We start from the raw sequence: 25504 nt of genomic DNA, 5'->3' as shown, positions 1-25504 counted from the left end.
TTTTACAATGTAAGTTTATAATTCAAATTTAAAAATATAACAGTTACGATTTGTCGTATAGATATGAGGTGATTATATGTTTGAACGTTATACAGATGGAGCACAACGTGCTCTTGGTATTGCGCAAGAAAAAGCGAAGGAGTTTGGCCATGACTATGTGGGCACTGAACATTTGCTTTTAGGTTTATTGGAAGAATCTAATAGTGTAGCTGCTAAAGCATTACATGCTTTAGGTTTGGAAGGCAAAGCTACTGAAGAAGCTGTACTCGCTGCGGTAGGCCGCGGTAATGGCAGTGGTAGTGAATTGTATGTAACGCCACGAACTAAAAGAGTATTGCAATTAGCGGTAGAAATTGCTAATCGCATGCAACACAATTATGTAGGGGCTGAACACCTTTTACTCGGTATTTTACAAGATGGTGGTGGTGTAGCCGTTGCGGTATTACAGAAATTTGGTATTCGTAGTTCTGATGTAGTGAAAGCTATTAATAGTATTTATGGATCAGAACAATCTGGTGGTGAAGGGCCTAACGGAGGTGCTGTTAATGGTGCTAGTGCTGGCAATAGTAATTTAGGTGATTTGAAAGATTTCGCTACCGATTTAAACGAACTAGCTAAGCAAGGTAAAATTGATCCCGTTATTGGCCGTGATACAGAAATTAATCGTGTTATCCAAATTTTGAGTCGTCGTACTAAGAATAATCCAGTTCTAATTGGTGAACCAGGGGTTGGTAAAACAGCTATTGCTGAAGGGTTAGCTCAACGTATTGTTAATCAGAATGTGCCAGAAATCTTGAGAGATAAACGAATTATTTCTTTAAGCTTAACGGCTATGTTAGCAGGTGCAAAATATCGTGGTGAATTTGAAGAACGTCTAAAAAAAGCCATTGATGAAGTTCAAAAACATGATGATATGATTATATTTATTGATGAAATTCATACCTTAGTAGGGGCAGGCGCTTCGGAAGGGGCTATGGATGCAGCTAATATTTTAAAACCAGCTTTAGCACGTGGTACTTTCCAAGTTATTGGGGCTACTACCTTAGATGAATATAAAAAGCATATTGAAAAAGATGCAGCCTTAGAACGTCGTTTCCAGCCAGTTCTTGTAGGTGAGCCAAATGAAGAAGATGCCCTTGAAATCTTAAAAGGTTTGCGTGACCGCTATGAAGCTTTCCACAAAGCAAAAATTACTGATGCTGCTTTAAAAGCAGCGGTTGAATTATCTAATCGTTATATTTCTGATCGATTCTTACCAGATAAAGCAATTGACGTTATGGATGAAGCGGCTTCTAAAGTGCGAATGAAAGTGTTTACCGCGCCACCTGATGTTAAAGACTTGGAAAAACGATTAGCTGATGTGCGCAAAGAAAAAGAAGCGGCTGTAACAAGTCAAAACTTTGAAGACGCAGCGAAACTTCGTGATGAAGAAAAGAGTTTAACGGAAGAAATCGAAGCAAAACAAGCTCAACGTAGCAAAGAAGATGAAGAAAAACTTGTTGTTACAGAAGACGATATTGCCGCTGTTGTCGCAGAATGGAGTGGCGTGCCTGTAGCAAAAATTGCAGAAGAAGAATCCGCTCGTTTGCTTCGTTTAGAAGATGAACTTCATGAACGTGTAGTTGGTCAAGATGAAGCAGTAGTTGCAGTAGCTAAAGCTGTTCGTCGTGCTCGTGCTGGTTTAAAAGATCCAAAACGTCCAATTGGCTCCTTCCTATTCTTAGGGCCTACAGGGGTTGGTAAAACTGAATTGGCTCGTTCGTTAGCAGCGAACCTCTTTGGTGATGAAAATGCCATGATTCGCCTTGATATGTCAGAATACATGGAAAAGCATACTGTATCTCGTTTAGTGGGAGCGCCTCCAGGATATGTTGGGTATGATGAAGGTGGCCAATTAACCGATGCAGTACGTCGTAAACCATATAGTGTAATCCTCTTTGATGAAGTGGAAAAGGCACATCCAGACTTTTTCAATATTTTACTTCAAGTACTAGATGATGGTCGTTTGACAGATAATCAAGGTCGTACTGTAGATTTCCGTAATACGGTTATCATTATGACAAGTAACTTGGGGTCTAAATTCTTAAAAGAAGACAGTGCGGCTATGGGCTTCTTGGCTGCTAAAAATAAAGAAGATGCTAAGAAGAATGAAGCAGAAACATTTGCAGAAGCTAAGAAAAATACGTTAAATGCTGTAAAACAGCATTTCCGTCCTGAATTCTTAAATCGTATTGATGAAATGGTAGTTTTCCATCCATTAACTAGTGATGATTTAAATAAGATTGTTAATATCTTACTACAGGATGTTATGAAACGCTTGGCTGAACGTGAATTGACTTTAGAAGTAACACCAGAAGCGCTTGAATTGTTAGTTAAAGAGGGATCTGATTTCACCTATGGGGCACGTCCATTAAAACGAGCTATTCAACGTTTGATTGAAGATCCAATCTCTGATTTAATCTTAAAAGGTGAAGCTCCTGAAGGTTCTGTTATTAAGGCCAATGTGGTAGATGGAGATATTACTATGGTCGTATAGTTCTATTCTATTTGGTGAGCTGTATAGGTTACTGGGAACTATTTAAAATCATGAAAGTATAAAATTTATCTTCTGTTTGAAGGATATTGCATATAAAATCACGAATACTATTTAGATGGTGTTCGTGATTTTTTTATCTAGGCATGGTATTTATATTATGTAGCAATATTGATACCATAGGAAATATAAAATAAAGTTCAATAATTTGATTATTAAAGGGATTATATAATGGCTAAAGTTAAAACAGTTTACTTTTGTAATAATTGTGGGGCTGAATCGCCTAGATGGCTAGGAAAATGTCCACAATGTGGGGAATGGAATACGCTTGTTGAAGAAGTTGTTCGATCTACTACAACTAAAGGTGCGGCTGCTTATGCACCGGTAGATCGTTCAGCTACTAAACCAGTGGCTTTATCTGATATTAAAACAGAAGATTCACCACGCATGTCTACAGGATATGATGAAATTGATCGTGTACTAGGTGGTGGCATTGTACCTGGTGCATTAATGTTATTAGGGGGTGACCCTGGTATTGGTAAATCTACCATTTTATTACAAGTTTCAGGCCGTGTTGCTGATCGCTTCGGTAAAGTACTCTATGCATCTGGTGAAGAATCACAGATGCAGTTAAAACTGAGGGCCGAACGGTTAGGCATTGAAGGCAATCAATTAGCGGTTATGGCTGATACAAATTTAGATGCTATTTTACAAGAAGCTGCGCAGCATAAACCAGCTTTATTAGTAATTGATTCTATTCAAACTATGTTTACTGATGCCTTAGATTCGACACCTGGTAGTGTGGGGCAAGTAAGAGAATGTACTGCGCGACTTCTTCGCTTTGCCAAAGAGCAAAGTGTGCCAGTTATTATCATTGGTCATGTAACTAAGGATGGTAATATTGCAGGGCCGCGTATGCTAGAGCATATGGTGGATGTGGTGCTCTATTTTGAAGGGGAACGGTCTTATCAATTCCGTATTTTGCGGGGAATTAAGAATCGCTTTGGCTCAACTTCAGAATCAGGTCTTTTTGTAATGGAAGAAGAAGGGTTAGCTGAATTAGTCAATCCTTCAGCCACTTTATTGGCCGAGCGGACTGAGGAAGAGACCGGTTCAGCTGTTATGGCCTATTTAGAAGGGATTCGTCCTATTTTAGTAGAGGTACAGAGTTTAGTGTCCACTACTGCTTTTGGGATGCCAAGGCGCACCTCAATTGGCTATGATTTGAATCGCTTGATTATTTTGCTAGCTGTGTTAGAAAAACGTTGTGGATTAACTTTAGGTAATAAAGATGTTTATGTAAATGTTATTGGTGGCTTAAAAGTTAATGAACCGGCCTGTGATTTATCTGTGGCCGTTGCTATTGTGTCTAATTTAAAAAATCGGCCAGTCCCTGCTGATATGGTAATACTTGGTGAGGTAGGGTTAACTGGTAATATTCGAAGCATTCCTCGCATTGAACAGCGTATTGCTGAAGCCGCTAAGATGGGCTTTACTCGATTTGTAGTGCCTGCAGGTAATAGTAAACAAGTAAAGACAACGCGCAAGGGTATTACTATCCATGGTGTTACTACGGTGCAAGAAGCGATGAAGCTTGTTTTTGGCTAAATTTTGGCTACATAATCAATAAAATATGGTGTGTTTTTTCCTTTTATAGACAATGATATTAAATTTGTTTTAAATTTATTGAAAAAAAGTGCAGAAGTTTATGATTTATTTATCATTTTAATGTACAATAGAAGAGTACGATAAGAAAGGAGGTGAAATTGATGATATATAAAATTCTACGTTATGTCATAGCCTTATTGGTGGGTATCATGGGATATATGTTGACAGATAGTTTTATGCCAGTATGGGAACCGATTATTGATGTGAAGTTTTGGACAATGGGGTTCTTTGGCATTTCCATTATTAAAATATTAGCATTAGCGTTTGGTGGTTTAATCGGTGCTGTTATTGGCTTTTTTATAGCTATGCCGCTGATTAGTCAAGGATTACGCTTAGCTAAAAATATGGAACGTCTTTTATCGCGGGTACCTAATCAAGAATTAATGGCCGGCACAGCCGGATTACTCTTTGGACTCATAATAGCAAATCTTATTGGCTTGGCATTTTATCGCGTTCCTTTGATTGGATCGTATATTCCCATTATTTTAAGTGCTATTTTTGGTTATATTGGCATGCGTTTGGCATCTCGCAAGGGGCCTGAGTTATATGCTAATTGGCTTCAAAATCGGTCTATAGTAAAAGAAAAGAAAAAAGAAGCAGTTCCTAAAGACGTTGAAACTACTGCAAGTGTTACTGTTTCTGATTTTGAATCTATTTCGGTGGCTAAGTTACTTGATACGTCGGTTATTATTGATGGTCGTATTGCTGAATTATGTGCTACTGGTTTTTTAGAAGGACCTCTAGTTGTTCCTTTGTTTGTTCTTGAGGAATTACAGCATATTTCTGATTCTGCCGATGTATTAAAACGAAACCGAGGTCGACGTGGCCTTGATATTTTACAAGGGTTACAGCAGAAAGATCTCATTGATATTAAAGTGATTGATGATGATTTTGAAGATATTGCTGAAGTTGATTCTAAGCTCATGCGCTTAGCATTAGATAAAAAATGGAAAATCGTGACAAATGATTTTAATTTAAATAAAGTAGCTAGTCTACAAGGCATTGAAATTTTAAATCTTAATGATTTAGCTAATGCGTTAAAACCAGCTATGATTCCTGGTGAATGGATTCGCGTGCAGGTAATTAAAGAAGGGAAAGAAGATAATCAAGGGGTAGCCTATTTAGATGATGGTACTATGATTGTTATTGAAAATGGTGCTCAATATGTAGATACCTCTATTGATGTAATGGTTACGTCTGTATTGCAGACTAGTGCAGGGCGAATGATTTTCGCTAAAGCGAAAGGAACTAAAGAATGATTAGTTGTATTTTATTGGCTGCCGGTGCGGGCAAACGAATGCAATGTGAAACGAATAAAATCTTTTTGCGCTTAGGATCCTATTCTGTATTGCAGTGGAACCTTCGTCATATGGCGCAAGTCCCAAATTTAACTGAAGTTATTATTGTGGTAGCTGATGGTGAATTAGAGGCTGTTCAAAACGAAGTGGCAAAGCTTGATTTGCCTTGGAAACCTATTTATGTGCTTGGGGGCGCAGAACGACAAGATTCAGTGATAGCTGGTACTGAGGCTGTTAGTGAAACGTCAGAAATTATTTTAGTTCATGACGGTGCACGGCCGATGGCTAAATCTGATTTATTTATAGCTGTAGCCACTACGGCTCAGCAATATGGTGCGGCTGTAGCTGCTGTACCTGTAGTAGATACTATTAAGCAGGTAAAATCAGACCAGACTGTGGCACAGACACTAAAGCGTAGTGAGTTATATGCTGTGCAGACGCCACAAGGGTTTAGACGTCAGTGGCTGTTAGAAGCACAAGCGTATGCACGAAAAACAAATTATTTGGGGACTGATGATGTATCTTTAGTCGAACATCAAGGGAAACCAGTACATATTGTAATTAGTGATTATACAAACTGTAAGCTTACAACCCCCGCGGATATTGTAAAAGCAAAACAGTATTTAGGAGTGACAGAACCTATGATGCGTGTAGGCTTTGGCTATGATGTACATCGTTTTAAAACGGGACGTCCTTGTATTTTAGGCGGTGTTCAAATTGAAAGTGAATTTGGTCCGGATGGCCATAGTGATGCAGATGTATTGATTCATGCACTGATGGATGCCTTATTAGGGGCTGCCGGTTTACCTGATATTGGCTATTGGTTCCCGCCCGAAGATGAAGCTTTCAAGGATGCTTCTAGTATGGAGCTATTAAAGCAAGTTGTGAAGCTACTACACGAAAAAGGATTTAAGGCGTATAATGTAGATGTTATGGTTATTGCAGAAGCGCCAAAATTAAAACCTCATATTCAGGCTATGAAAGCAAATTTAGCGAATGTGTTAGGCATTGGTGAAGACTTTATTAGTGTAAAAGCAACGACTCACGAGAAGTTAGGTGCTTTTGGACGTTTAGAAGGTTTGGCAGCGCAAGCTGTAGCGACTTTGTATACTGTATAAAGACAAAGTATAGGAATTTTTATACGGTTTTATATAGTATTCAATATAGAGATAGCCCTAAAGGAAAGCCAAGATGATAGTAAAGGAGTGGATATATACATGGCAAAGATGAAAGTGCGTTTTGCACCAAGTCCAACTGGCCCGTTTCATATTGGCGGTGCTCGTTCAGCATTGTTTAACTGGTTATTGGCACGTAAAGAAGGAGGTACTTTCCTTCTTCGCATTGAAGATACAGATTTAGCTCGTTCTACGCGGGAGAGCGAAGAAAATATCAAAGCAGCCCTTAAATGGTTAGGCATGGATTGGGATGAAGGTATTGATGTAGGTGGTGAAAACGGCCCATATCGTCAAACAGAACGCCTTGATATTTATAGAGAAGTGACACAGCGCTTGTTGGATGAAGGTAAAGCGTATCGTTGTTATTGCTCGGAAGAAGAATTAGAAGCAGAGCGTCAAGTCCAGTTAGAACGGGGTGAAACGCCTAAATATAATGGTCATTGTAGTCATTTAACGGACGAACAGATTGCTGCCTATGAAAAAGAAGGCCGCAAATATACAGTTCGTTTACGTGTACCATTAAATCAGACCTTTGCTTTTAATGACATGGTTCGTGGTCATGTGTCTTTTGAATCTAATGGCGTTGGCGATTTTGTTATTGTCAAATCTGATGGAATTCCTGTATATAACTATGCTGTTGTAATTGACGATCATACGATGGGGATTACTCATGTTATTCGTGCTGAAGAACATCTTTCTAATACGCCACGTCAAATTGCAATTTATAATGCTCTTGGTTGGGATGTACCAACTTTTGGACATATTTCCTTAATTCTTGGTAAAGATTATAAGAAGATGAGTAAGCGCCATGGTGCGACTTCTGTGGATCAATATCGTCAACTGGGGTATTTACCAGATGCTATTGATAATTTCTTAGCCTTACTTGGTTGGGCACCAGAAGGGGAACAAGAATTATTTACGTCTGAAGAATTAATTCAGAACTTCTCTATGGATCGTGTAGCAAAAAATCCAGCTGTATTTGATATTGATAAATTAAATTGGATTAACTTTAACTATATGAAAAATTTAAGTGATGAAGCTTTGTATGAATTATGCTTGCCTCATTTGCAAGAAGCTGGTTATGCATCAGCTACACCAGATGAAGCGGAAAAAGCAAAACTTACTATGCTTTGTGTATGCTTAAAGGATCATATTAGTTTTGGTGCTCAGATTAAGGATGAAGCCAAGCTTATTTTTGACGATACGTTTGTGTTAGATGAAGCACATGCTGAGGATATTAAAGCTGTATTAGCAGAAGAGTCTTGTCCAACAGTGCTTAAGGCATTCCGTGACGCAGTAGCTGGGTTAGAAGAAATTACACCAGATATAGTAAAAGCAACGATTAAAGGCATTATGAAAGAAACTAAATTAAAAGGTAAATTCGTATTTATGCCGATTCGTATTGCTACAACAGGCCAAATGCATGGCCCAGATTTAAATTATATTATTACTTTATTTGGTAAGGATAAAACATTAGCTCGTTTAGATGAAACAATTAGCAAACTATAATTAATTGTTATTGGTTTAAACGTATCAATTAGGGCACTGAAATATAATGTGCAAGCTGTATTGGTTTTCCGACAAGCCAATTTTGACTGCGGGAGGGAAACCTCCCGCTTTTTTATGTATATATTTTATGTATATAATTTTGTTTTTCATTTGTTCCATATTTACTTAACTGCGTGGGGGCATAGTTAAGGCGTAGTCATAGTTTTTATTAAGGAGGATTATTATGGAAACCATGATTGAACGCTTTTTGCGTTACACAAAAACAAACACACGCTCTGATGAAGCATCTACAACGGTACCAAGTACAGAGTCACAAGTTGCCTTCGCTAAGGTCTTAGCAGCCGATTTAAAAGAACTTGGCTTAGAAGGTGTTAAGATTAATGAAAATAATGGCTTTGTTATAGGTGCGTTGCCTGCTAATACAGAGGAAGATGTGCCAGCCATAGGCTTTATTGCTCATATGGATACGGCTGATTATAATGCTGAAAATATTACCCCACGGATTATTGAAAACTATGACGGTACAGATATTCTCCTTAATAAAGATAAAGACTTATATAGTCGTGTAGCTGATTTTCCTAATTTAGCTAATTACAAAGGCAAGACTTTGATTGTTACTGATGGGACGACTTTGTTAGGTGGCGACGATAAAGCGGGCATAGTAGAAATTATGGAGAGTCTTCGCTACTTAAAAGAACATCCAGAAATAAAACATGGTCTTGTTATGTGTGCTTTTGGACCAGATGAGGAAATTGGTCGTGGCGCTGATCTTTTTGATGTAAAGGATTTTCCAGTAGATTTTGCTTATACTATTGATGGCACTCGCTTAGGTGAATTAGAGTATGAAACGTTTAATGCTTGTGCAGCAACAGTAGAATTGCATGGTGTATCTGTTCATCCTGGCGCAGCTAAAAATACAATGATTAATTGTAATAAATTGGCTATGGAATTTGATCGTATGTTACCACAAGCTGCTGTGCCAGAATTAACTGAAGATTACGAAGGATTTATTATGTTGACGAGTAATGAGACAGGTATTGAATCTGGTACTATGAAATACATTATTCGTGATCATGATCGTGGTTTGTTTGAAAGTAAAAAGAAACTTTTTGAATTAGCCACTAAAGTAATAAATGAACGATATGGTCGTGACGTAATTACACTTACACTTAAAGATAGCTATTACAATATGTATGATGTTATTAAAGATCATATGGAATGTGTTGAAATAGCTAAAGCTGCTATGGAAAAAGCTGGCGTTACACCATTAATTCAGCCAATTCGTGGTGGTACTGATGGCTCTAAGATTTCTTTCATGGGTATTCCAACACCAAATCTATTTACTGGAGTAGAAAATTTACACGGCCCTCATGAATTTGCTTGTGTAGAACATATGCAATTGGCAGTTGATACTATTGTAAATATTGTGTCCATAGAGAAATAAGTATACATATTGGCATTGGCATTGGTATTAGTATTAGTATTAGTATTGCTATTGATATTACTATTATTATTACTGTTGTTAGTGTTATTGCTGTTACTATATATCTATAATTACAATTATTAGTAGGCTTCACTTTTACTAAGATATATATTAGTTGCGCTCTATTTAATTTATCGTCAATAAATTGTGTAGATATGCTTGCGAGACATTGACTTTAACAGTCTTTCATGCTATTATACTCTATATATCGATAAAAATTGTTATTAAAGACGATGAACGAAATAAGTACTTTGTGACTAGCTTTACAGCGAGAACTAAATGGTGGAAGGGTTCAAGTGTGGCCAAGGGAAATGCATTCGGGAGTTGATAGATTGAATTCAGTAGATCTATTCGGTTGCGCCCGTTATGCGTTTGAGTGAGTGCTACATAGGACTTAACAGAGTGGAACCGCGGGCCACCGTCTCTGTAATGAGATGGTGGCTTTTTATATTTTTATGGAAGTGAGGCATCGGTAGCGATGAGAGAAATTAAAGTATTCAATACGATGACAAGAGAAAAAGAAATATTTAAGCCAGTAAAGGAGGGAGAAGCTAAGATTTATGTATGTGGTGTAACACCATATAACCATCCTCATATTGGCAATGCTCGTCCGTTTGTTACTTGGGATGTTATTCGTCGTTACTTGACCCATATTGGCTATAAAGTAACGTATGTACAGAACTTTACAGATGTGGATGACAAAATTATTAATACATCTAATGGTGAAGGCGTATCTTGGGACATTATTGCTAACCGTTATATTGAATCCTATTTTGATGTAATGGATGCTCTTAATGTGCGTCATGCTGATGTATATCCGCGTGTATCAGAACATATTGATGAAATCGTAGCCATGATTGCTACTTTAATCGAAAAAGGTTTTGCTTACGAATTAGATGGCGATGTGTACTACAGTGTTGAAAAGTTTGAAGACTATGGTAAATTATCAGGTCGTACCCTTGAAGACATGGAAGCAGGCGCTCGTGTAGATGTAGATGATCGTAAACATAATCCAATGGACTTTGCTCTTTGGAAAAGCGCAAAACCAGGTGAACCATTCTGGGAAAGTCCATGGGGTAATGGTCGCCCTGGCTGGCATATTGAATGTTCCACTATGAGTAATAAATACTTAGGGGAAGAATTTGATTTCCATGGTGGCGGTAGCGACTTAATTTTCCCGCATCATGAAAATGAAATTGCTCAGTCCGAAGGTTGTACAGGACATCATCCAGCTGTTCGTTACTGGTTGCACAATGGCTTTATTACAATTAATCAGGAAAAAATGAGTAAATCATTGAATAATTTCTTCTTAGTAAAAGATATTTTAGAAGAATATAGTCCTGATGCACTTCGTTATTTCTTATTAAGTACTCATTATCGCAGTCCATTGGATTTTAGTGATGAACGCTTGGAAGAAGCTAATAAGTCTTTAGAACGTATGACAACAGCCATTGAAAATCTTCTCTATTTAGAAAATCAAGAAGAAGGCGAATGTGATGAAGAAGCAAAAGCCTTATTAGATAATGCACGTAAATATGCATCTGAGTTTGAAGATGCTATGGCTGATGACTTTAATACCTCTTTGGCAGGGGCTCCAATGTTTGGGCTCGCAAAAGAAATTAACATTTATTACCAAGCTGTACAAAATTGCAATGGTAAAGTATGTCATAAAACATTAGATGAAGTAAAAACTATTTTCAAAATGATGACAGATATTCTTGGTATTTTAGAACAAGCTTGGGAAGGTCCTAATGCAGGGGCTGGTGCCGAAGAATACGAACAATTAATGCAGGTTATTTTGAATGTTCGTCAGAATTGCCGTGAACGTAAACTTTGGGACTTAGCAGATGCAATTCGTGATGAATTGGCTAATATTGGTGTAGTTATTGAAGATTCGCCACAAGGGGCACGGTGGAAGAAACGTGAACTTTAAGCGCTATCAATTTTTACGGACTACGGCCATTGAAAAATTAAAAGCTATAAAGGAGCATGAGGGAATTATAACAGCTAGCGCTGAGGATTCCCTCATGCTTGCCTATATAGGCGATGCCGTATATTCTTTGTTTGTTCGTGAGCGTATGACTGAAGCGGGCATTATGAAAGTACAAGTGTTACATAATTTAGTAACAGATTTTATTTGTGCTAAAATGCAGGCAAAAGTATTACAAGCTTGGGAAGAAACGTCTATACTGACTGATATAGAGCTACAAGTAGCGAAGCGTGCTCGCAATAGTAATGTGCATGTACCTAAAAGTGCTACTGTACAAGAATATCGAGCAAGTACTGCCTTTGAAGCCGTATTGGGGTATTTATATCGAACCAATCAGCAAGAGCGTTTACATGAGCTAATGGCGAAAGCATTTCAATATACATTAGATACGATGTAATAGAGGAGACTGAATAACTATGAGTGATTATATTGTAGGTCGCAATGCGGTGCGTGAGGCGTTAAAAGCTGATCGTACGATTCAGCGCCTTTTTATTGCAAATGATAAAGTGCAAGGTTCTTTACAAGAGATAGTAGGCCTAGCTAAATCAAAAGGAATTGAAATTCGTCGTGTTGGTGATAATCAATTAGCAAAATATGCAAATGGCGTGGTACATCAAGGCGTTGTTGCTTTGGCTGCGCAAGTAAAGTTTGCTGATTTAGATGAAGTGTTGGCAAATTGGCCAAAGGAAAAAGCACCTATTTTAGTATTATTAGATGGCATTGAAGATCCCCATAATATGGGTGCTATCATCCGTACTGCAGAATGCTGTGGTGCTACGGCGGTGCTCATTCCTAAACGTCATACAGCACCGATTAATGCTACGGTAGCTAAAACATCGGCCGGTGCTTTGGAATGCATACCCCTAGTACAAGTTGGCAATGTAGCACAAACAATTGAGGAATTAAAGAAGCAAGGTTTTTGGGTACTAGGTGCTCATATGGAAGGGCAACAGACCTTATACCAAGCTGATTTAACGAGTCCTTTAGTGTTAGTAATTGGCAATGAAGGGAAAGGCTTGAGTCGTTTAACGAAAGAACGCTGTGATTTCTTAGTGACAATTCCTATGTATGGGCGCCTTAATTCGTTAAATGCATCAGTAGCAGCGGCAGTTTTACTATATGAAGCGGTGCGACAGCGACAATAATGAGGTCTTAAGATGAAAGAAGACATTTTAATTGTAGATGGTTATAATGTGATTTTTGCTTGGCCAGAGCTAAAGAAAATTAGTAAAAGCTCCTTAGAACATGCACGGTCACGCATCAAGAGCATTTTACAGAATTATGGCAAGCATAAAGGTTATCGCGTTATTTTGGTATTTGATGGAAAATTTGCCAATTCTGGTGCGGCCGAAGAATACATGACTGATGATTTCTTAGAAGTATATACAGCGGATGGTGAAACGGCTGATTCATATATTGAGCGGACTGTGTTTACTTTTAAAAATACGTATGCTAATGTGTATGTATGTACATCAGATTATGCAGAACAAAGTCAAGTCTTAGGATTTGGAGCTTTGCGTATTTCAGCGCGAGAGTTAAAAGCACAAGTAGAACGTGCTAAATTGGATGAACAAAGATATTATAAAGGGCTTCATAAACGGGATAGTTTGCGTTTACAACGGAATGAAGTCGGTCACCAGTTAGATGGTGAAGTAGCTAAGGAATGGGAAAGCTTGCGACGTGGAAATAAATAGCCTTGCAGAACTGGGGTCTATCAAGTATAATGAGAGATACATTAGTTGTGTTCTGCTAGAACAGGAAAGTGGAGGCTGGCATGTGCGTTAATGAACGCTTAAACGATGAATATCGTCGTTATGTGGAGTTATCTGATGAAGAAATTTGTAAATTAGCGCAAGAGCAAGATGACCACTTAGCTGTGGATTATCTAGTCAATAAATATAAAAATTTTGTGCGCGCCAAAGCACGATCTTATTTTTTGATTGGTGCCGATAAAGAAGACATTATTCAAGAAGGGATGATAGGCCTTTATAAAGCCACCAGGGATTTTAAAGGTGATCGTCTAGCTTCTTTTAAAGCATTTGCCGAACTGTGTGTAACTCGCCAGATTATTACAGCCATTAAAACGGCTACACGGCAAAAACATATTCCTCTTAATTCGTATATTTCTTTGAATAAACCTATTTATGCGGATGAAGCGGAACGAACCTTGATGGATGTTTTGATTGAAGGTCAAGGTACAGATCCTGAAGAGTTATTTATTAATCGTGAAGAATTTTCCGATATTGAAGAAAAAATGGGATCTATTTTAAGTGATTTAGAAGGTAAAGTATTAATGGGGTATTTAGATGGCAAGTCTTATAATGAGATTGCGGCTGAATACAACCGAAGTGTTAAATCCATTGATAATGCATTACAACGAGTGAAACGAAAGTTAGAGAAGTATTTAGAGCATCGTAGTAATTCAGCAAAAAAGAATGAGCCATAGGAAGGATGACAATTGTGAGAAATTTCTTGATGTTTGCAGAAGTGGTAGTATCTGTTTTATTGATTTTGGTGGTTGTGTTACAATCGAGTAAGAGTGCTGGTATGGGGGGCGCCGTAAGTGGTGCTGCTGATTCCGTATTTGGTGGTAAAGCTCGTGGTCTTGATGGTTTATTATCAAAATGCACTATCGTATTAGGGATTCTTTTTGCCGCCTTAAGCTTATTCTTGGGAATTTACTTAAATCAATATTAATGGGAGCCTGCCTTGTGCAGGCTTTTTTGGTAGAGGTAAGAAACTATGGAAGATATGAAAAACAAGATTTTAGCCTTTTTCAAAGCCATTAGTCCAGAAGCGTATCATATAGAAGATGCTGCTTATATTTTAGGGATTAAAGGGGCTGATGAATTAGAAACTTTTATGGAGCAAGTACAAGCACTATCTGAGGCTGGTTTATTAGTAAAACGCAGTGGTGATTACTATAAATTAGCAGCACCGACCGCGCAGGCTAAGGCTGGCAAGAAACAAATTAATGTTGTAGAAGGGACCTATAAAAGTTTGCGCAATGGGCGAGGCTTAGTAGTAGATCCAACTGGCACCTATGAAGTAGCTATTGGACCAGACGAACGTAATGGAGCTATGCATAATGATAAAGTCGTAGCTTATATATTGCGTTTTAGTCGTGTTGGTGATCAACGACCAGAAGGTCGTGTAGAAAGCATAATAGAGCATGTGAATACAGAGATTGTAGGTACTTATGATCGACAAAAGAATTTTGGCTTTGTTGTGCCTGATGATGAGCGTTTAGGTGATGACATTTATGTGCCTTTGCCAGATTCTTTGGAGGCACGTAGTGGTGCTAAAGTCTTAGTGGAGATTACTTCTTGGCCAGATGCTAAAGGACGTCGCCCTGAAGGGAAAATCAAAGAAATTTTGGGTTATACAGGGGATATAGGGGTAGATATTAACTGTATTATGGCAGCCCATAAAATTCCGTTTGCCTTTCCAGAGCCTGTTTTAAAAGAAGCTGAAGAAGTAAGTTTTGATGTATTACCTACTGGCAAGCGCCTTGATTTGCGTGAAGTGCCTATGATTACTATTGATGGGGAAGATGCTAAAGACTTAGACGATGCAGTCAGTTGTAAGCAGTTAGTTAATGGTCATTACCAATTAGGGGTTCATATTGCGGATGTAAGCCATTATGTAAGAGGCAATACGGAGCTCGATAAGGAAGCCTATAAACGCGGGACTAGTGTATATTTGGTAGACCGCGTAGTCTCTATGTTACCAACGGTATTGTCAAATGGCATTTGTAGTTTAAATGCTAAGGAAGACCGCTATGCTATGAGTTGTATTATGGAGATTAACCATGCAGGCAAAGTGGTTGATTTTACCATTAGTCCATCGGTAATTCGGGTAGATCGTCGTTGTAGCTATCCTGAAATATATAAAGCTTTAGAAGAAGAGATTATTCCTGATGATTTACTACCACTTATGCCAATGGTGCATGAATTACATGAAGTAGCAAAGATATTAATTGCTATGCGTGAAAAATCAGGAGCTATTTCTTTTGAATTTCCTGAGTATAAAATATTGTTAGCCAATGATGGCACACCGCTTAATATTGTACGCAAAGATAGAACCATTGCGGAAAAGATTATTGAAGCGTGTATGTTAATTGCTAATGAAACAGTAGCTACCTATTTACGGGATTCGAATAAACCAGCTATTTATCGAATTCATGAGCAACCAAGTGAAGAAAAATTGCAAGCTTTACAGACTGTAGTGACGTATTTAGGCAAACCGTTTCATTTAGCTGATGGGGCTGTAGAACCAAAGGATATTCAGCGATTTTTAGATAGTTTAGTTGGGACTGATGTAGAGCAAATAGCTCAGATTATGACCTTGCGTTCTATGCAACAAGCGCGCTATTCCTCGGCTAATGTGGGTCATTTTGGTTTAGCCTCTGCTTGTTATACCCATTTCACATCACCTATTCGACGGTATCCTGATTTGATAGTCCATCGACTTTTGAAAAAGCAATTGCATTGGCCTGATGGATATAGTAAATATGATGATTCTGAAGAATACCTAGCAAAGGCAGCTGAACATTGTTCTATTCAAGAGCAAGTTGCGGTTGCTACTGAACGAGATACTAATGATTTGAAAAAAGTTCAATATATGGAACCTTATGTAGGGGAAGTGTTTGAAGGCAAGATTAGTTCTATTACATCTTTTGGCATGTTTGTAGAACTTGAAAATGGTATTGATGGATTAGTGCATATTGCCACTATGGATGATGATTATTATTTCTTTGATGAGGAACATTTTTTATTAGTCGGTCGTCGCACTGGCAGGACATACCATCTAGGTGAAACGGTTCAAGTGACACTTATAAAAGCCGATAAGGATAAGAAACAAATAGATTTCTTGCTTGGTGATGTAGATGCAGCCACTTTAATTCAAAAGTCATTGCAAAGTCGTACACGGTTAGCTTCGTCAGGTAAAAGCTTCCGTAATAGTAGTGCCAAAGACAGTAAGACTGGTAAAAAAGAGCGGTTTTCAGCTAGTAGCGATAGAAAAGGTCGTAAAAAATCAGGTCGGGACTCTTTTAATAAAGTAGCTAAGAAATCGAAAAGTAAGAAACAGAGTAAGAAGGGCAGTAAAGGTAAGAAAAAAGGTAGTAAAAAGAAGTAATGGAAGTTGAGGAGGAACGTAGTGAGTAAGGCAAAAAAAGATAGTAGTAGTTTAATTGCTGATAATCGCAAAGCGCGCCATGATTATCATATACATGAAACATTTGAAGCGGGTATTGTATTAACAGGTACTGAAGTTAAATCAATTCGCCAAGGTCGCTTGAATTTAAAGGATAGTTATTGTGGGATTCAAAATGGTGAATTATTTTTATTTCAAGCGCATATAAGTCCCTATGAGCAAGGGAATCAGTTTAATCATGAACCGATGAGAACTAGGAAGTTACTGATGCATCGCAGTGAAATCAATCGTCTATTAGGTCAAGTAAAAGAAAAAGGATTTTCCTTAGTCCCTTTGAATTTTCATTTTGCTCATGGATTAATAAAAGTGACAGTAGGCCTTGTAACTGGTAAGAAGAATTATGATAAGCGTCAAGATATAGCTGATCGCGATGCTCAACGAGATATTCGTCGGCGTATGAAAGAGCAGAGCCGAGATTATTAACGTAAAAGGGAGCATAGGTGAAGATAAAACTAGGGGTTATAGGGAATTTAAAATTATTTGAAATATAAAAAAGGCAGTAGGAATTAGTCAATGACTATTCCTACTGCCTATATTAGTTGTGGTGGAGACGAGGGGAATCGAACCCCTGTCCAAAAGCGTTGCCCCATAGACTTCTCCGAGTGCAGTCGCTGTTTTAGAATCTCAGTCAGCTATTGTACAACGACAAACTACACTAACCCAGCTCAGAGGTTTAACCTAATTTACTTGAGCAGATAAATTAGGCGAGCCCGTAGTTTGACGCCTTATCCCTGCTCACGGGCAGAGCAAGGTAAGACGTAGCTTATGCAGCTAATGCAAAGTTTTCTTTTGCGTTTAATTTAAAAGTTCCACTGTTTTACGGCCTCATGGAACGCCGACTCGCTATCTATGATACACGCACCCCTGTCGAAACCATTACGTCCCCAAGTGTGTATTAACTATGATTTTATATGTAGAATTATAGTTGTGTATATATGTGTATATATTATAAACAACTGTAGTAGGCGTGTCAAATGACAACTGCAATAGAAGAGTCAAATAGACACGAAAAATAAATCTATTAAATAGTGAGTAGTTTTGTAAATTAGAAAGCAAAAATAATTTGTAAAAGTATATTGACATGATTGTAAAGTTTGCGTATAATAATTAATGTTCCGAACGTGCCGGAGTGGCGGAATGGCAGACGCACTTGACTCAAAATCAAGCGGGTAACACCGTGTGGGTTCAAGTCCCACCTCCGGCACCATATCTTAAAGGTCTGTAACTAATACATTTAGTTACGGACCTTTTATGTTTGTATTGATATTTACCAAAGCCCTAAACTGTATTGTAATAAAAGAGTTGAAATGGTAATACCTGTCCAACATAGTAAGCCTATTAATAGCGGTCGTGAGCCACTACGAATCAATTTTACTATATCTGTGTTTAGGCCAATGGCTACCATTGCCATTACAATAAAGAATTTAGATAAGCTTTTCATAGGTGTAAATATTTCAATTGAGATGCCAATCATCGAGGCCATGGTCGTAATAAGACTAGCGCCAATGAAGTAAAGAATAAAATGAGGAAACACTTTTTTGATTGAAGGGGGAGTTGGTGCTGTAATAGTAGTATTGGAATTTAAATGAGCTGAATTGTTGGCATTGTTTTGCTTATTAGTTAAAAATGCGAGAAATAGGGTAATTGGAATAATTGCTAATGTACGAGTTAATTTTACAGTCACAGCTTTATCTAAGGTTTCATTGCCTAGACCATACATACTATCCCAGGTTGAGGCGGTAGCTGTAACTGATGAAGTGTCATTAACAGCCGTTCCAGCAAATAGACCAAAGGCTTCACCTGATAGTTGTGAGATACCTAATAAAGTACCGAGTGCAGGAAATAGTAAGGCGGCTAGCACATTAAAGAAGAAAATGACTGAAATAGCTTGGGCAATATCTTTATCGTCAGCTTTTATAATAGGGGCAGTAGCTGCAATGGCAGAACCGCCACATATAGAAGAACCTACACCAATTAATGTAGCCATTGAACTAGAAATAGACATAGTGCGATAACATATATAGGCAATAAGTAAGGCTACTGTAATGGTACAAAGAATGATAGGTAGTGATTCTAGGCCAGTTTTTAATACAACTTGTAGATTCAAGCCAAAGCCAAGAAGAATAACTGCATATTGCAGTATTTTTTTACTAGTATAAGTAATACCGGGATTAACGACTTGACGATTAAATGATAATTGGTTTATACCCATGCCTGTTAATATAGCGATGACAGGTCCGCCAATCAAAGGAAAAAATTGTCCTAATATATAACAGGGGATGGCAATGGCTGCACAGAGTGCGAGGCCAAGCCGTTCTTGCTGTAACCAGTTCATACATAAATCCTCCAAAACATTACATGTAAGCATTTATTGGTTAATTGAATGCTAAGTAGTATGATTGTATTTATTGTATCATAATTAGGATATCTTTTTATATATAGGAAATATGAATTAAAAATAGTGCATTGATTGTTAAATTTAAATAGTTTAACTAAGTTATCTCTTAGAAATGAATATAATCTTTTTATAATATAAAATCCTGTTAAATTTGTATATATTAATGCTTATTTTAGCAAAATAAAATACAAAAGGTCCTCATAGATTATAAACACATTAGTAAGTGTTTATCTATGAGGACCTTTTTATGTATTAATTTAGGGATTATTTAGTAGAATTATTAGTATTTACTCGATTATTTGCCATATTTTTCAAATAAGGCTTTTAGCATGTTGCCGTGATTTACTTCTTGTTTGGCAATAAAGTTCATATGGTCAGCTGCTTCTGTAAGGCCAGCCGCACGTAAATCGTCAGCACGGGCGTCTAAGCGATCGCCAGCTTGTTCTTCCAGTTGTTGAATTTGTTTAGCTACAGCCCAAAAATCTGGTTTTTGTTCACCATTACAGAGGGCATAAAAACCTGCGTGTTCAGCTTCTTGTACAGCAATTTCATGGAAGGCTGCGGCTACGTCGTCTAAACCTTGTTCCTTAGCTAAAAGATATAAAGTCATATATACACGAGTTCCGTGTAATTCGGCTTCAACGCCACCTTTGAAAATGTCTTCAAATTTTGTGTCTTTAGTTACATTGTAAAAACTCATAGATTCCTCCTAGAAAATACGGTATCAAAAAAGATAATACACACTAAGGTGCAAAGATTATATCGATAAAATGTAATGACTGCTATATTTTTCGATTTACTTCATTTATTATACTTGATGAAAATATTTTTGTCAATTAAATTGTGCAAAATTTTTATGCTGAAAAAAGTTGATATATACTGCTAGAAAGCTATTTTTGATATTGACATTTGAATTATTTTTAGTTAAACTGAGATATGGTACTAGAGTTTTCAATTCGGTTTTCGTGGGCTAGTGGCGTAATGGATTGAGAACTTTTTTTGACGTATATTGACTATAATTTATGAAAAACTTTATAAATTTTTGTGTAATATATGTGTAGTGTATGTCTAGCATATGTTGTTGATGTGAAAGTAAGTTTGTATGTAAAGTGAGGGAGGCGACAATGAAGCAACGAATTCTTGAAGCTGCCGTAGCTGAAATAGAATTGTATGGCTCATCCTTTCGGATGGATGATTTAGCTAAGCGGTTAAATATTAGCAAACGCACGTTGTATGAGAATTTTCACTCAAAGAATGAAATTATTGAACGAATTTTATTTGAGAAAAGTCAGGATTTTTATAATCTTCATAAAGAAATCCTTGAAGACCCTACATTAGATTGTGTGACTAAGTTGAAGAAATATTTTTCTGTGCGGTCTGATTTGTATGCGGCTATAAGTGGTGATCATTATCGGTTAATGTTTGCATCAGTACCATCTTTAGTAGATCATGTGTTACGGGTATTTGAGCGAGACTGGGAATTACTCGGAAGCTTTTTAGAAGAGCAACAACGCATGGGAATTATTAAACCAGGAAATATTGAAGTGTTGTTGTTAATGTTAAAAGGCGTAGTGCGTACAGTTTTTTATGATGAACATCGTAATCCAGAAGATTGTATTACAATTTTATCAGAAGCGATGAATATGATATTACATGGTATTTTAAATGAGGAGGCAAAGAATGAGTAAGTTTCGTTTTTCAGGTGCTCTAGTAGCTATTGTAGCAATGATGCTAGTAGTGGCTGGATGTGGCAAGGAGGAAGCAAAGCCTAATGAAGTGGCTGTTAACACATATAAAATAGCAGCAACAGACACACAAATTGCTACGTCTTTTAATGGTACAATTACGGCTCAGAATAAGACGGCTATCCATGCACGTGTGTCGGGTCATGTAGTTGAAAAGTATGTAAAAGGTGGTCAACAAGTCGTAAAAGGACAACCTTTATTCCGTTTGGACTCTCGACAATATGAAGCTAATTTAGCAAGTGCACAAGCAACAGCAGCGTCTACGAATGCATCGTATTTAAACTCAGAACGTGATTTACAACGGTATCAACAATTAGCGAATGAAGATGCCATTGCACGTCAGACTTTAGATACGCAAGCAAGCACTACTGAACAGCAAAAAGCAGCTTTAGCTGCTAATGAAGCCGCTGTTCGTATTGCACAAGATAATTTACAAGATACTGTAATTTATGCACCATTTGATGGCACATTAGAAATGGATGATATTGATTTAGGTTCCTTTGTAACTGCTGGGACAACTACATTAGTGACGATTAATACAGTAGATCCTGTATATGTTCAATTTGCTATGAGTGAATCTGAATATCTTGAATTCATGAAGAATAAACAAGGTCAAACTATGGATAATCTACCATTACAACTTCGCTTGTCTGATGGGTCTATTTACCAATATACAGGTACTTTAGTACAAGCTGCTAAAAACCTTGATAGTTCTTCTGGTCAATTGATTTTTAAAGCATCTTTCCCAAATCCAGAACATATTTTATTACCTAATATGTATGCCTCTGTTGTATCTCCTGGGGACATTATTAAAGGTGCTATCTTAGTACCAACTAAAGCGTTGACACAAGTATTAGATAAATCATTTGTATATACTGTTGATGAGTCTAGTACAGTAAAACAAGTGCCTGTTGTAACTAGTGGCACACAAGGTATTTATACTATTGTTAAAAGTGGTCTAAAAGCAGGTGAAACTGTTGTTGTAGACGGTTTAACTAAAATTCGTAATGGTGTGAAGGTTAATGCAACAGCACTAACTAAAGACCAAGTAGAAAAGAGTAAATAAGGGGGGATATCGTGTCGAAATTTTTTATAAACCGACCTATATTCGCCATCGTTTTGTCCTTGATTATTACGATTGTTGGCTTAGTTTCTATGTTTACTTTGCCAGTTGCACGTTATCCAGAAATTACACCACCGCAAGTTCGTGTTAGTACAAGTTATGTTGGTGCTTCGGCTTCGGTTGTTAGTGATACAGTAGCCTCTGTTATTGAGTCACAGATTATTGGTGTTCAGGATATGGACTACATGATGTCCACCAGTAGTAGTAGCGGTAGTTATTCTTTGACCGTTCAATTTAATCAAGGTACTGATGCTGATATGGACACAGTTAATACACAGAACCGTGTACAACGTGCCTTAGCATCTTTGCCGTCAGAAGTTCAAAACGTTGGTGTAATCACAACTAAATCTACAGGCGATATGTCCTTAGTATTTGCGTTAAAATCACTTGATGAAAGTTCATACGACCAGACATTCTTGAAAAACTATGCATCTAACTACATGATGGATGAAATTAAGTCTATTAATGGGGTAGGTAGTGTTCAAGAGTTCGGCTCTGACTTTGCTATGCGTATTTGGTTAAATCCTGCTAAGATGGCACAGCATAATGTTACTATTGCTCAAGTAGTTAATGCTATTTCTTCGCAAAATAAACAGGCCGCTGCTGGTTCGTTAGGAACTGAGCCGATACCAAGCAATCAACAAGTATCACATAATATTACCATTCAAGGTCGTTTAATGACTACTGAAGAGTTCGGTAATATTATTATTAAGACAGATACAACGGGTAATTTATTGCGCCTTAAAGATGTATCTAATATTGAATTAGGGTCTAAAGATTATGGCTTTAGTGCTAAGAGTGATGGTAAACCGATGGCGGCCTTTGCAGTATCTTTGACAAGTGATGCGAATGCGATTGAAACCATTACTAAAGTAAAACAAGTTCTTGAACAACAAAAAGAGAATTTGCCACCAGGTGTTGAATATACGATTATTGTAGATAATACAAACTTCGTTACAGCTTCTATTGAAGAAGTTATTCATACCTTTGTGGAAGCCCTTATATTGGTAGCCTTAATTGTATACATCTTCTTACAGTCTTGGCGTTCCACATTAATTCCAATGATTGCGGTTCCTGTATCGTTATTAGGTACCTTTGCAGCCTTTGAAGTCCTTGGATTTACCATTAATACCTTAACCTTATTCGCCATGGTACTTGCCATTGGTCTGGTTGTCGATGACGCGATTGTTGTTATCGAGGCCGTTGAATATGAAATTAAAGTAAATGGTTTAAAACCACATGAAGCTACGATTGAAGCTATGAAAAATGTACAGGGCCCAGTAATTGGTATTGCCTTTGTATTGGCTTCTGTATTCGTACCAGTATCCTTTATGGGTGGCATGACGGGTATTCTGTATAAACAGTTCGCCTTGACGGTAGCTGTTTCTGTAGCGATTTCAGCTTTTGTGGCATTGACATTAACGCCAGCACTTTGTGCTATGATGTTAAAACCACATGTGCCTAAAGAAAAAGAAGACTTCATTCATCGTGGTCTTAATAAATTTAATGATGCTTTAGAGCGTTTTAGTGATTGGTATGGCTATCAATTAGCTCGTTTAGCTAAACATTTATGGCTTACAGTTGTTGTATTAATTGGATTTGTACTTGTTTCAGTAGGTGTATTCCGAGTTTTACCTTCAGCCTTCGTACCTTCAGAGGATAATGGTTACTATATGGTAGCTATTAGCTTGCCAGAAGGGGCAACTTCCTCAAGAACTATGGAAGTTATTGAAAAAGTTACAGCCTTCATGAATGAGGACTCTGATATTGTTGATAAAGCAGGGATTTCTGGTTTTGATATTTTATCTAGTGCTCAAAAAACAAGTGGTGGCTTAATGTTTGCTACCTTAGCTGACTGGAGTGAGCGTAAGGGAGCTGGGCAAGATGTTGATTCTAAAATTGGCAAATTGATGGGCTTTACCGCAACGGTGCCAGAAGCAACTATTTTACCTATGAATCCACCGCCAATTCCTGGTTTAGGTAGTACAGGTGGTTTCTCCATGTATATTATTAACAAAGCAGGAGACACACCTGAGCAAATGGCGACAGTAGTTAATGATTTCTTAGGTGAAGCTCGTAAACAACCAGTGTTTGCTTCTATTTATACTACTTACAGTGATGGCACGCCGACTTATGATTTTGAAATTAATCGTGATAAAGCAGCTAGAGATGGTGTAAGTGTTTCTGACATTTTCACAACGCTACAAGGTTTCTATGGTAGTATTCAGGTCAATGACTTTAATGAGTTTGGTAAAAACTATAAAGTAGTTATCCAAGCGCAGCAAGATTATCGTGTATCACCTGAAAACAATAATAATGTGTATGTAGCTAATAGTAGCGGTACTTTATATCCTGTAGCTAACTATATTAAATCAACAGCAACTACTTCTGTATCCACGATTACTCGTTTTAACAACTATCCAGCTGTTAAAATTGGTGGTTCTCAGGGGGCTGGGTATAGTTCTGGTGATGCTATTGCAGCATTAGAAGAAGCAGCTAAAAACTTGCCTCAAGGTTATACATATGACTGGGCCGATCAAAGTCGTGAGGAAGTTAAAGCAGGGACACAGACTATTCTTATCTTAGGGATGGGGATTATCTTCGTATTCCTAGTGTTAGCAGCTTTATATGAATCTTGGAAGGTTCCATTTGCAGTATTGTTCTCCGTTCCATCTGGTATCGTAGGGGCAGCGTTGATTCCTTGGTTGCTTAACTTGACTGGTACATATAATTTAACAAACGATATTTATTTACAAATTGGTTTGTTAACTTTGGTTGGTTTGGCAGCAAAGAATGCGATTTTGATTATTGAATATGCTAAGATTCGTGTTGATGAACGAGGCATGCGCTTTGTTGATGCAGCGATTGAAGCCGCTAAAATTCGTCTTCGTCCAATTTTGATGACATCTTTAGCATTTATTCTAGGCTGTATTCCATTAGCTATTTCTAGTGGGGCTGGTGCCGGTGCTCGTGTATCCATGGGGATTACCGTAGTAGCTGGTATGACCTCTGCTACTTTATTTGGTATCTTTGTAATCCCAATGTTATTTATCTTGATTGAAAATATTGGGTTTGGTAAAAAAGATAAAAAGCATTAATTGATACGTTAGTTTATTGATTAGGCTTGCCAAATAGACAATTATATATGGACAGCAATTCCTTATTTTAGGAAGTTTATGAAGTGAGTATTTCGTTGCTTGATTAGAAACGATGAGTATACCTTTAGGTATGCTCATCGTTTTTTAGTTGGAAGGACGAGAGAATACAGAAATACTTAGCTGTTTTATGCTTCATAATTTTCAGAAAAAGTCAATGTCACTTATGCATATTAAGTATAATTAAGATGAATAGGTTCGTGATATAAT

Annotated in this window: 19 protein-coding genes, 1 tRNA gene, 1 other RNA gene and 1 other annotated feature; of the genes, 18 read left to right on the top strand and 3 right to left on the bottom strand. The window is 37.5% G+C overall.

All coding sequences use genetic code 11. The features are described from left to right. The first annotated feature begins 76 nt into the window (after positions 1-76). The 14 genes from NFR27_RS03260 (at position 77) to smpB (ending at position 17296) form a co-directional block, all read left to right on the top strand. Positions 77-2536 (top strand): ATP-dependent Clp protease ATP-binding subunit, encoded by a 2460-nt coding sequence (locus NFR27_RS03260; protein WP_251454104.1) that lies wholly within the window; start codon positions 77-79, stop codon positions 2534-2536. Positions 2537-2764: 228 nt separating this feature from the next. Beyond that, positions 2765-4141, top strand: coding sequence for a DNA repair protein RadA (radA, locus tag NFR27_RS03255; RefSeq protein ID WP_251454102.1), 1377 nt, complete (start codon positions 2765-2767; stop codon positions 4139-4141). Between the two features lie 161 nt (positions 4142-4302). Next, the gene (locus NFR27_RS03250) at positions 4303-5460 is read left to right on the top strand and encodes a PIN/TRAM domain-containing protein (protein WP_251454100.1); all 1158 of its coding nucleotides are present in this window, start codon (positions 4303-4305) and stop codon (positions 5458-5460) included. Next, positions 5457-6617, top strand: coding sequence for a 2-C-methyl-D-erythritol 4-phosphate cytidylyltransferase (gene ispD, locus NFR27_RS03245; protein ID WP_251454084.1), 1161 nt, complete (start codon positions 5457-5459; stop codon positions 6615-6617). Before NFR27_RS03250 ends, ispD begins: the two co-directional genes overlap by 4 nt. Before the next feature lie 99 nt (positions 6618-6716). Continuing rightward, positions 6717-8183 (top strand): glutamate--tRNA ligase, encoded by a 1467-nt coding sequence (gltX, locus tag NFR27_RS03240; RefSeq protein WP_251454082.1) that lies wholly within the window; start codon positions 6717-6719, stop codon positions 8181-8183. A gap of 223 nt (positions 8184-8406) precedes the next feature. Beyond that, positions 8407-9627, top strand: a complete 1221-nt coding sequence (gene pepT, locus NFR27_RS03235; RefSeq protein ID WP_251454080.1) for a peptidase T — start codon at positions 8407-8409, stop codon at positions 9625-9627. Between the two features lie 263 nt (positions 9628-9890). Beyond that, positions 9891-10095: a binding site (T-box leader), on the top strand. A 49-nt stretch (positions 10096-10144) separates the two neighbouring features. After that, positions 10145-11599, top strand: coding sequence for a cysteine--tRNA ligase (gene cysS, locus NFR27_RS03230; protein WP_251454078.1), 1455 nt, complete (start codon positions 10145-10147; stop codon positions 11597-11599). Further along, positions 11589-12053, top strand: a complete 465-nt coding sequence (locus tag NFR27_RS03225) for a Mini-ribonuclease 3 (RefSeq protein ID WP_251454076.1) — start codon at positions 11589-11591, stop codon at positions 12051-12053. Before cysS ends, NFR27_RS03225 begins: the two co-directional genes overlap by 11 nt. A 19-nt stretch (positions 12054-12072) precedes the next feature. Next, positions 12073-12801, top strand: a complete 729-nt coding sequence (gene rlmB / locus NFR27_RS03220; protein WP_251440075.1) for a 23S rRNA (guanosine(2251)-2'-O)-methyltransferase RlmB — start codon at positions 12073-12075, stop codon at positions 12799-12801. Positions 12802-12813: 12 nt separating this feature from the next. Next, positions 12814-13350 (top strand): NYN domain-containing protein, encoded by a 537-nt coding sequence (locus NFR27_RS03215; protein WP_251440077.1) that lies wholly within the window; start codon positions 12814-12816, stop codon positions 13348-13350. Positions 13351-13430: 80 nt separating this feature from the next. Continuing rightward, positions 13431-14102 carry an RNA polymerase sporulation sigma factor SigH gene (gene sigH, locus NFR27_RS03210; RefSeq protein WP_251440079.1) on the top strand — a complete coding sequence of 224 codons (672 nt, stop codon included), beginning with the start codon at positions 13431-13433 and terminating at the stop codon, positions 14100-14102. A 14-nt stretch (positions 14103-14116) separates the two neighbouring features. After that, positions 14117-14353 carry a preprotein translocase subunit SecG gene (secG, locus tag NFR27_RS03205; protein WP_251440782.1) on the top strand — a complete coding sequence of 79 codons (237 nt, stop codon included), beginning with the start codon at positions 14117-14119 and terminating at the stop codon, positions 14351-14353. 54 nt (positions 14354-14407) lie between these two features. Next, entirely contained in the window at positions 14408-16795 is a 2388-nt protein-coding gene (gene rnr, locus NFR27_RS03200) for a ribonuclease R (RefSeq protein WP_338146964.1), read from the top strand. Between the two features lie 21 nt (positions 16796-16816). Further along, positions 16817-17296, top strand: coding sequence for an SsrA-binding protein SmpB (gene smpB, locus NFR27_RS03195; protein ID WP_251440084.1), 480 nt, complete (start codon positions 16817-16819; stop codon positions 17294-17296). Positions 17297-17415: 119 nt separating this feature from the next. Here smpB and ssrA read toward each other — a convergent pair. Continuing rightward, positions 17416-17759, bottom strand: a transfer-messenger RNA (tmRNA) gene (gene ssrA / locus NFR27_RS03190). Between the two features lie 237 nt (positions 17760-17996). Between ssrA and NFR27_RS03185 the strand changes: the two genes are divergently transcribed. Continuing rightward, a tRNA-Leu gene (locus tag NFR27_RS03185) sits at positions 17997-18080 on the top strand. Between the two features lie 60 nt (positions 18081-18140). On the opposite strand, the gene NFR27_RS03180 is transcribed toward NFR27_RS03185, so the two are convergent. Further along, positions 18141-19208 (bottom strand): YeiH family protein, encoded by a 1068-nt coding sequence (locus NFR27_RS03180; RefSeq protein ID WP_251454074.1) that lies wholly within the window; start codon positions 19206-19208, stop codon positions 18141-18143. Between the two features lie 358 nt (positions 19209-19566). After that, the gene (locus NFR27_RS03175; protein ID WP_251440090.1) at positions 19567-19971 is read right to left on the bottom strand and encodes a ferritin family protein; all 405 of its coding nucleotides are present in this window, start codon (positions 19969-19971) and stop codon (positions 19567-19569) included. A gap of 424 nt (positions 19972-20395) precedes the next feature. Between NFR27_RS03175 and NFR27_RS03170 the strand changes: the two genes are divergently transcribed. The 3 genes from NFR27_RS03170 to NFR27_RS03160 are packed head-to-tail and all read left to right on the top strand — an operon-like array spanning position 20396 to position 25237. Beyond that, positions 20396-20959: a TetR/AcrR family transcriptional regulator gene (locus tag NFR27_RS03170; protein ID WP_251440092.1), complete on the top strand. Its 564-nt coding sequence runs from the start codon at positions 20396-20398 to the stop codon at positions 20957-20959. Continuing rightward, positions 20952-22082, top strand: coding sequence for an efflux RND transporter periplasmic adaptor subunit (locus tag NFR27_RS03165; RefSeq protein ID WP_251454072.1), 1131 nt, complete (start codon positions 20952-20954; stop codon positions 22080-22082). Before NFR27_RS03170 ends, NFR27_RS03165 begins: the two co-directional genes overlap by 8 nt. A gap of 11 nt (positions 22083-22093) precedes the next feature. Next, entirely contained in the window at positions 22094-25237 is a 3144-nt protein-coding gene (locus tag NFR27_RS03160; RefSeq protein ID WP_251454070.1) for an efflux RND transporter permease subunit, read from the top strand. The last annotated feature ends 267 nt before the right edge of the window (positions 25238-25504 follow it).

The sequence above is a fragment of the Veillonella intestinalis genome (assembly GCF_943192895.1).
GTDB lineage: Bacteria > Bacillota > Negativicutes > Veillonellales > Veillonellaceae > Veillonella_A > Veillonella_A intestinalis.
Note: the sequence above shows the minus strand (reverse complement) of the source record. Positions and strands in the feature narration are given on the sequence as shown.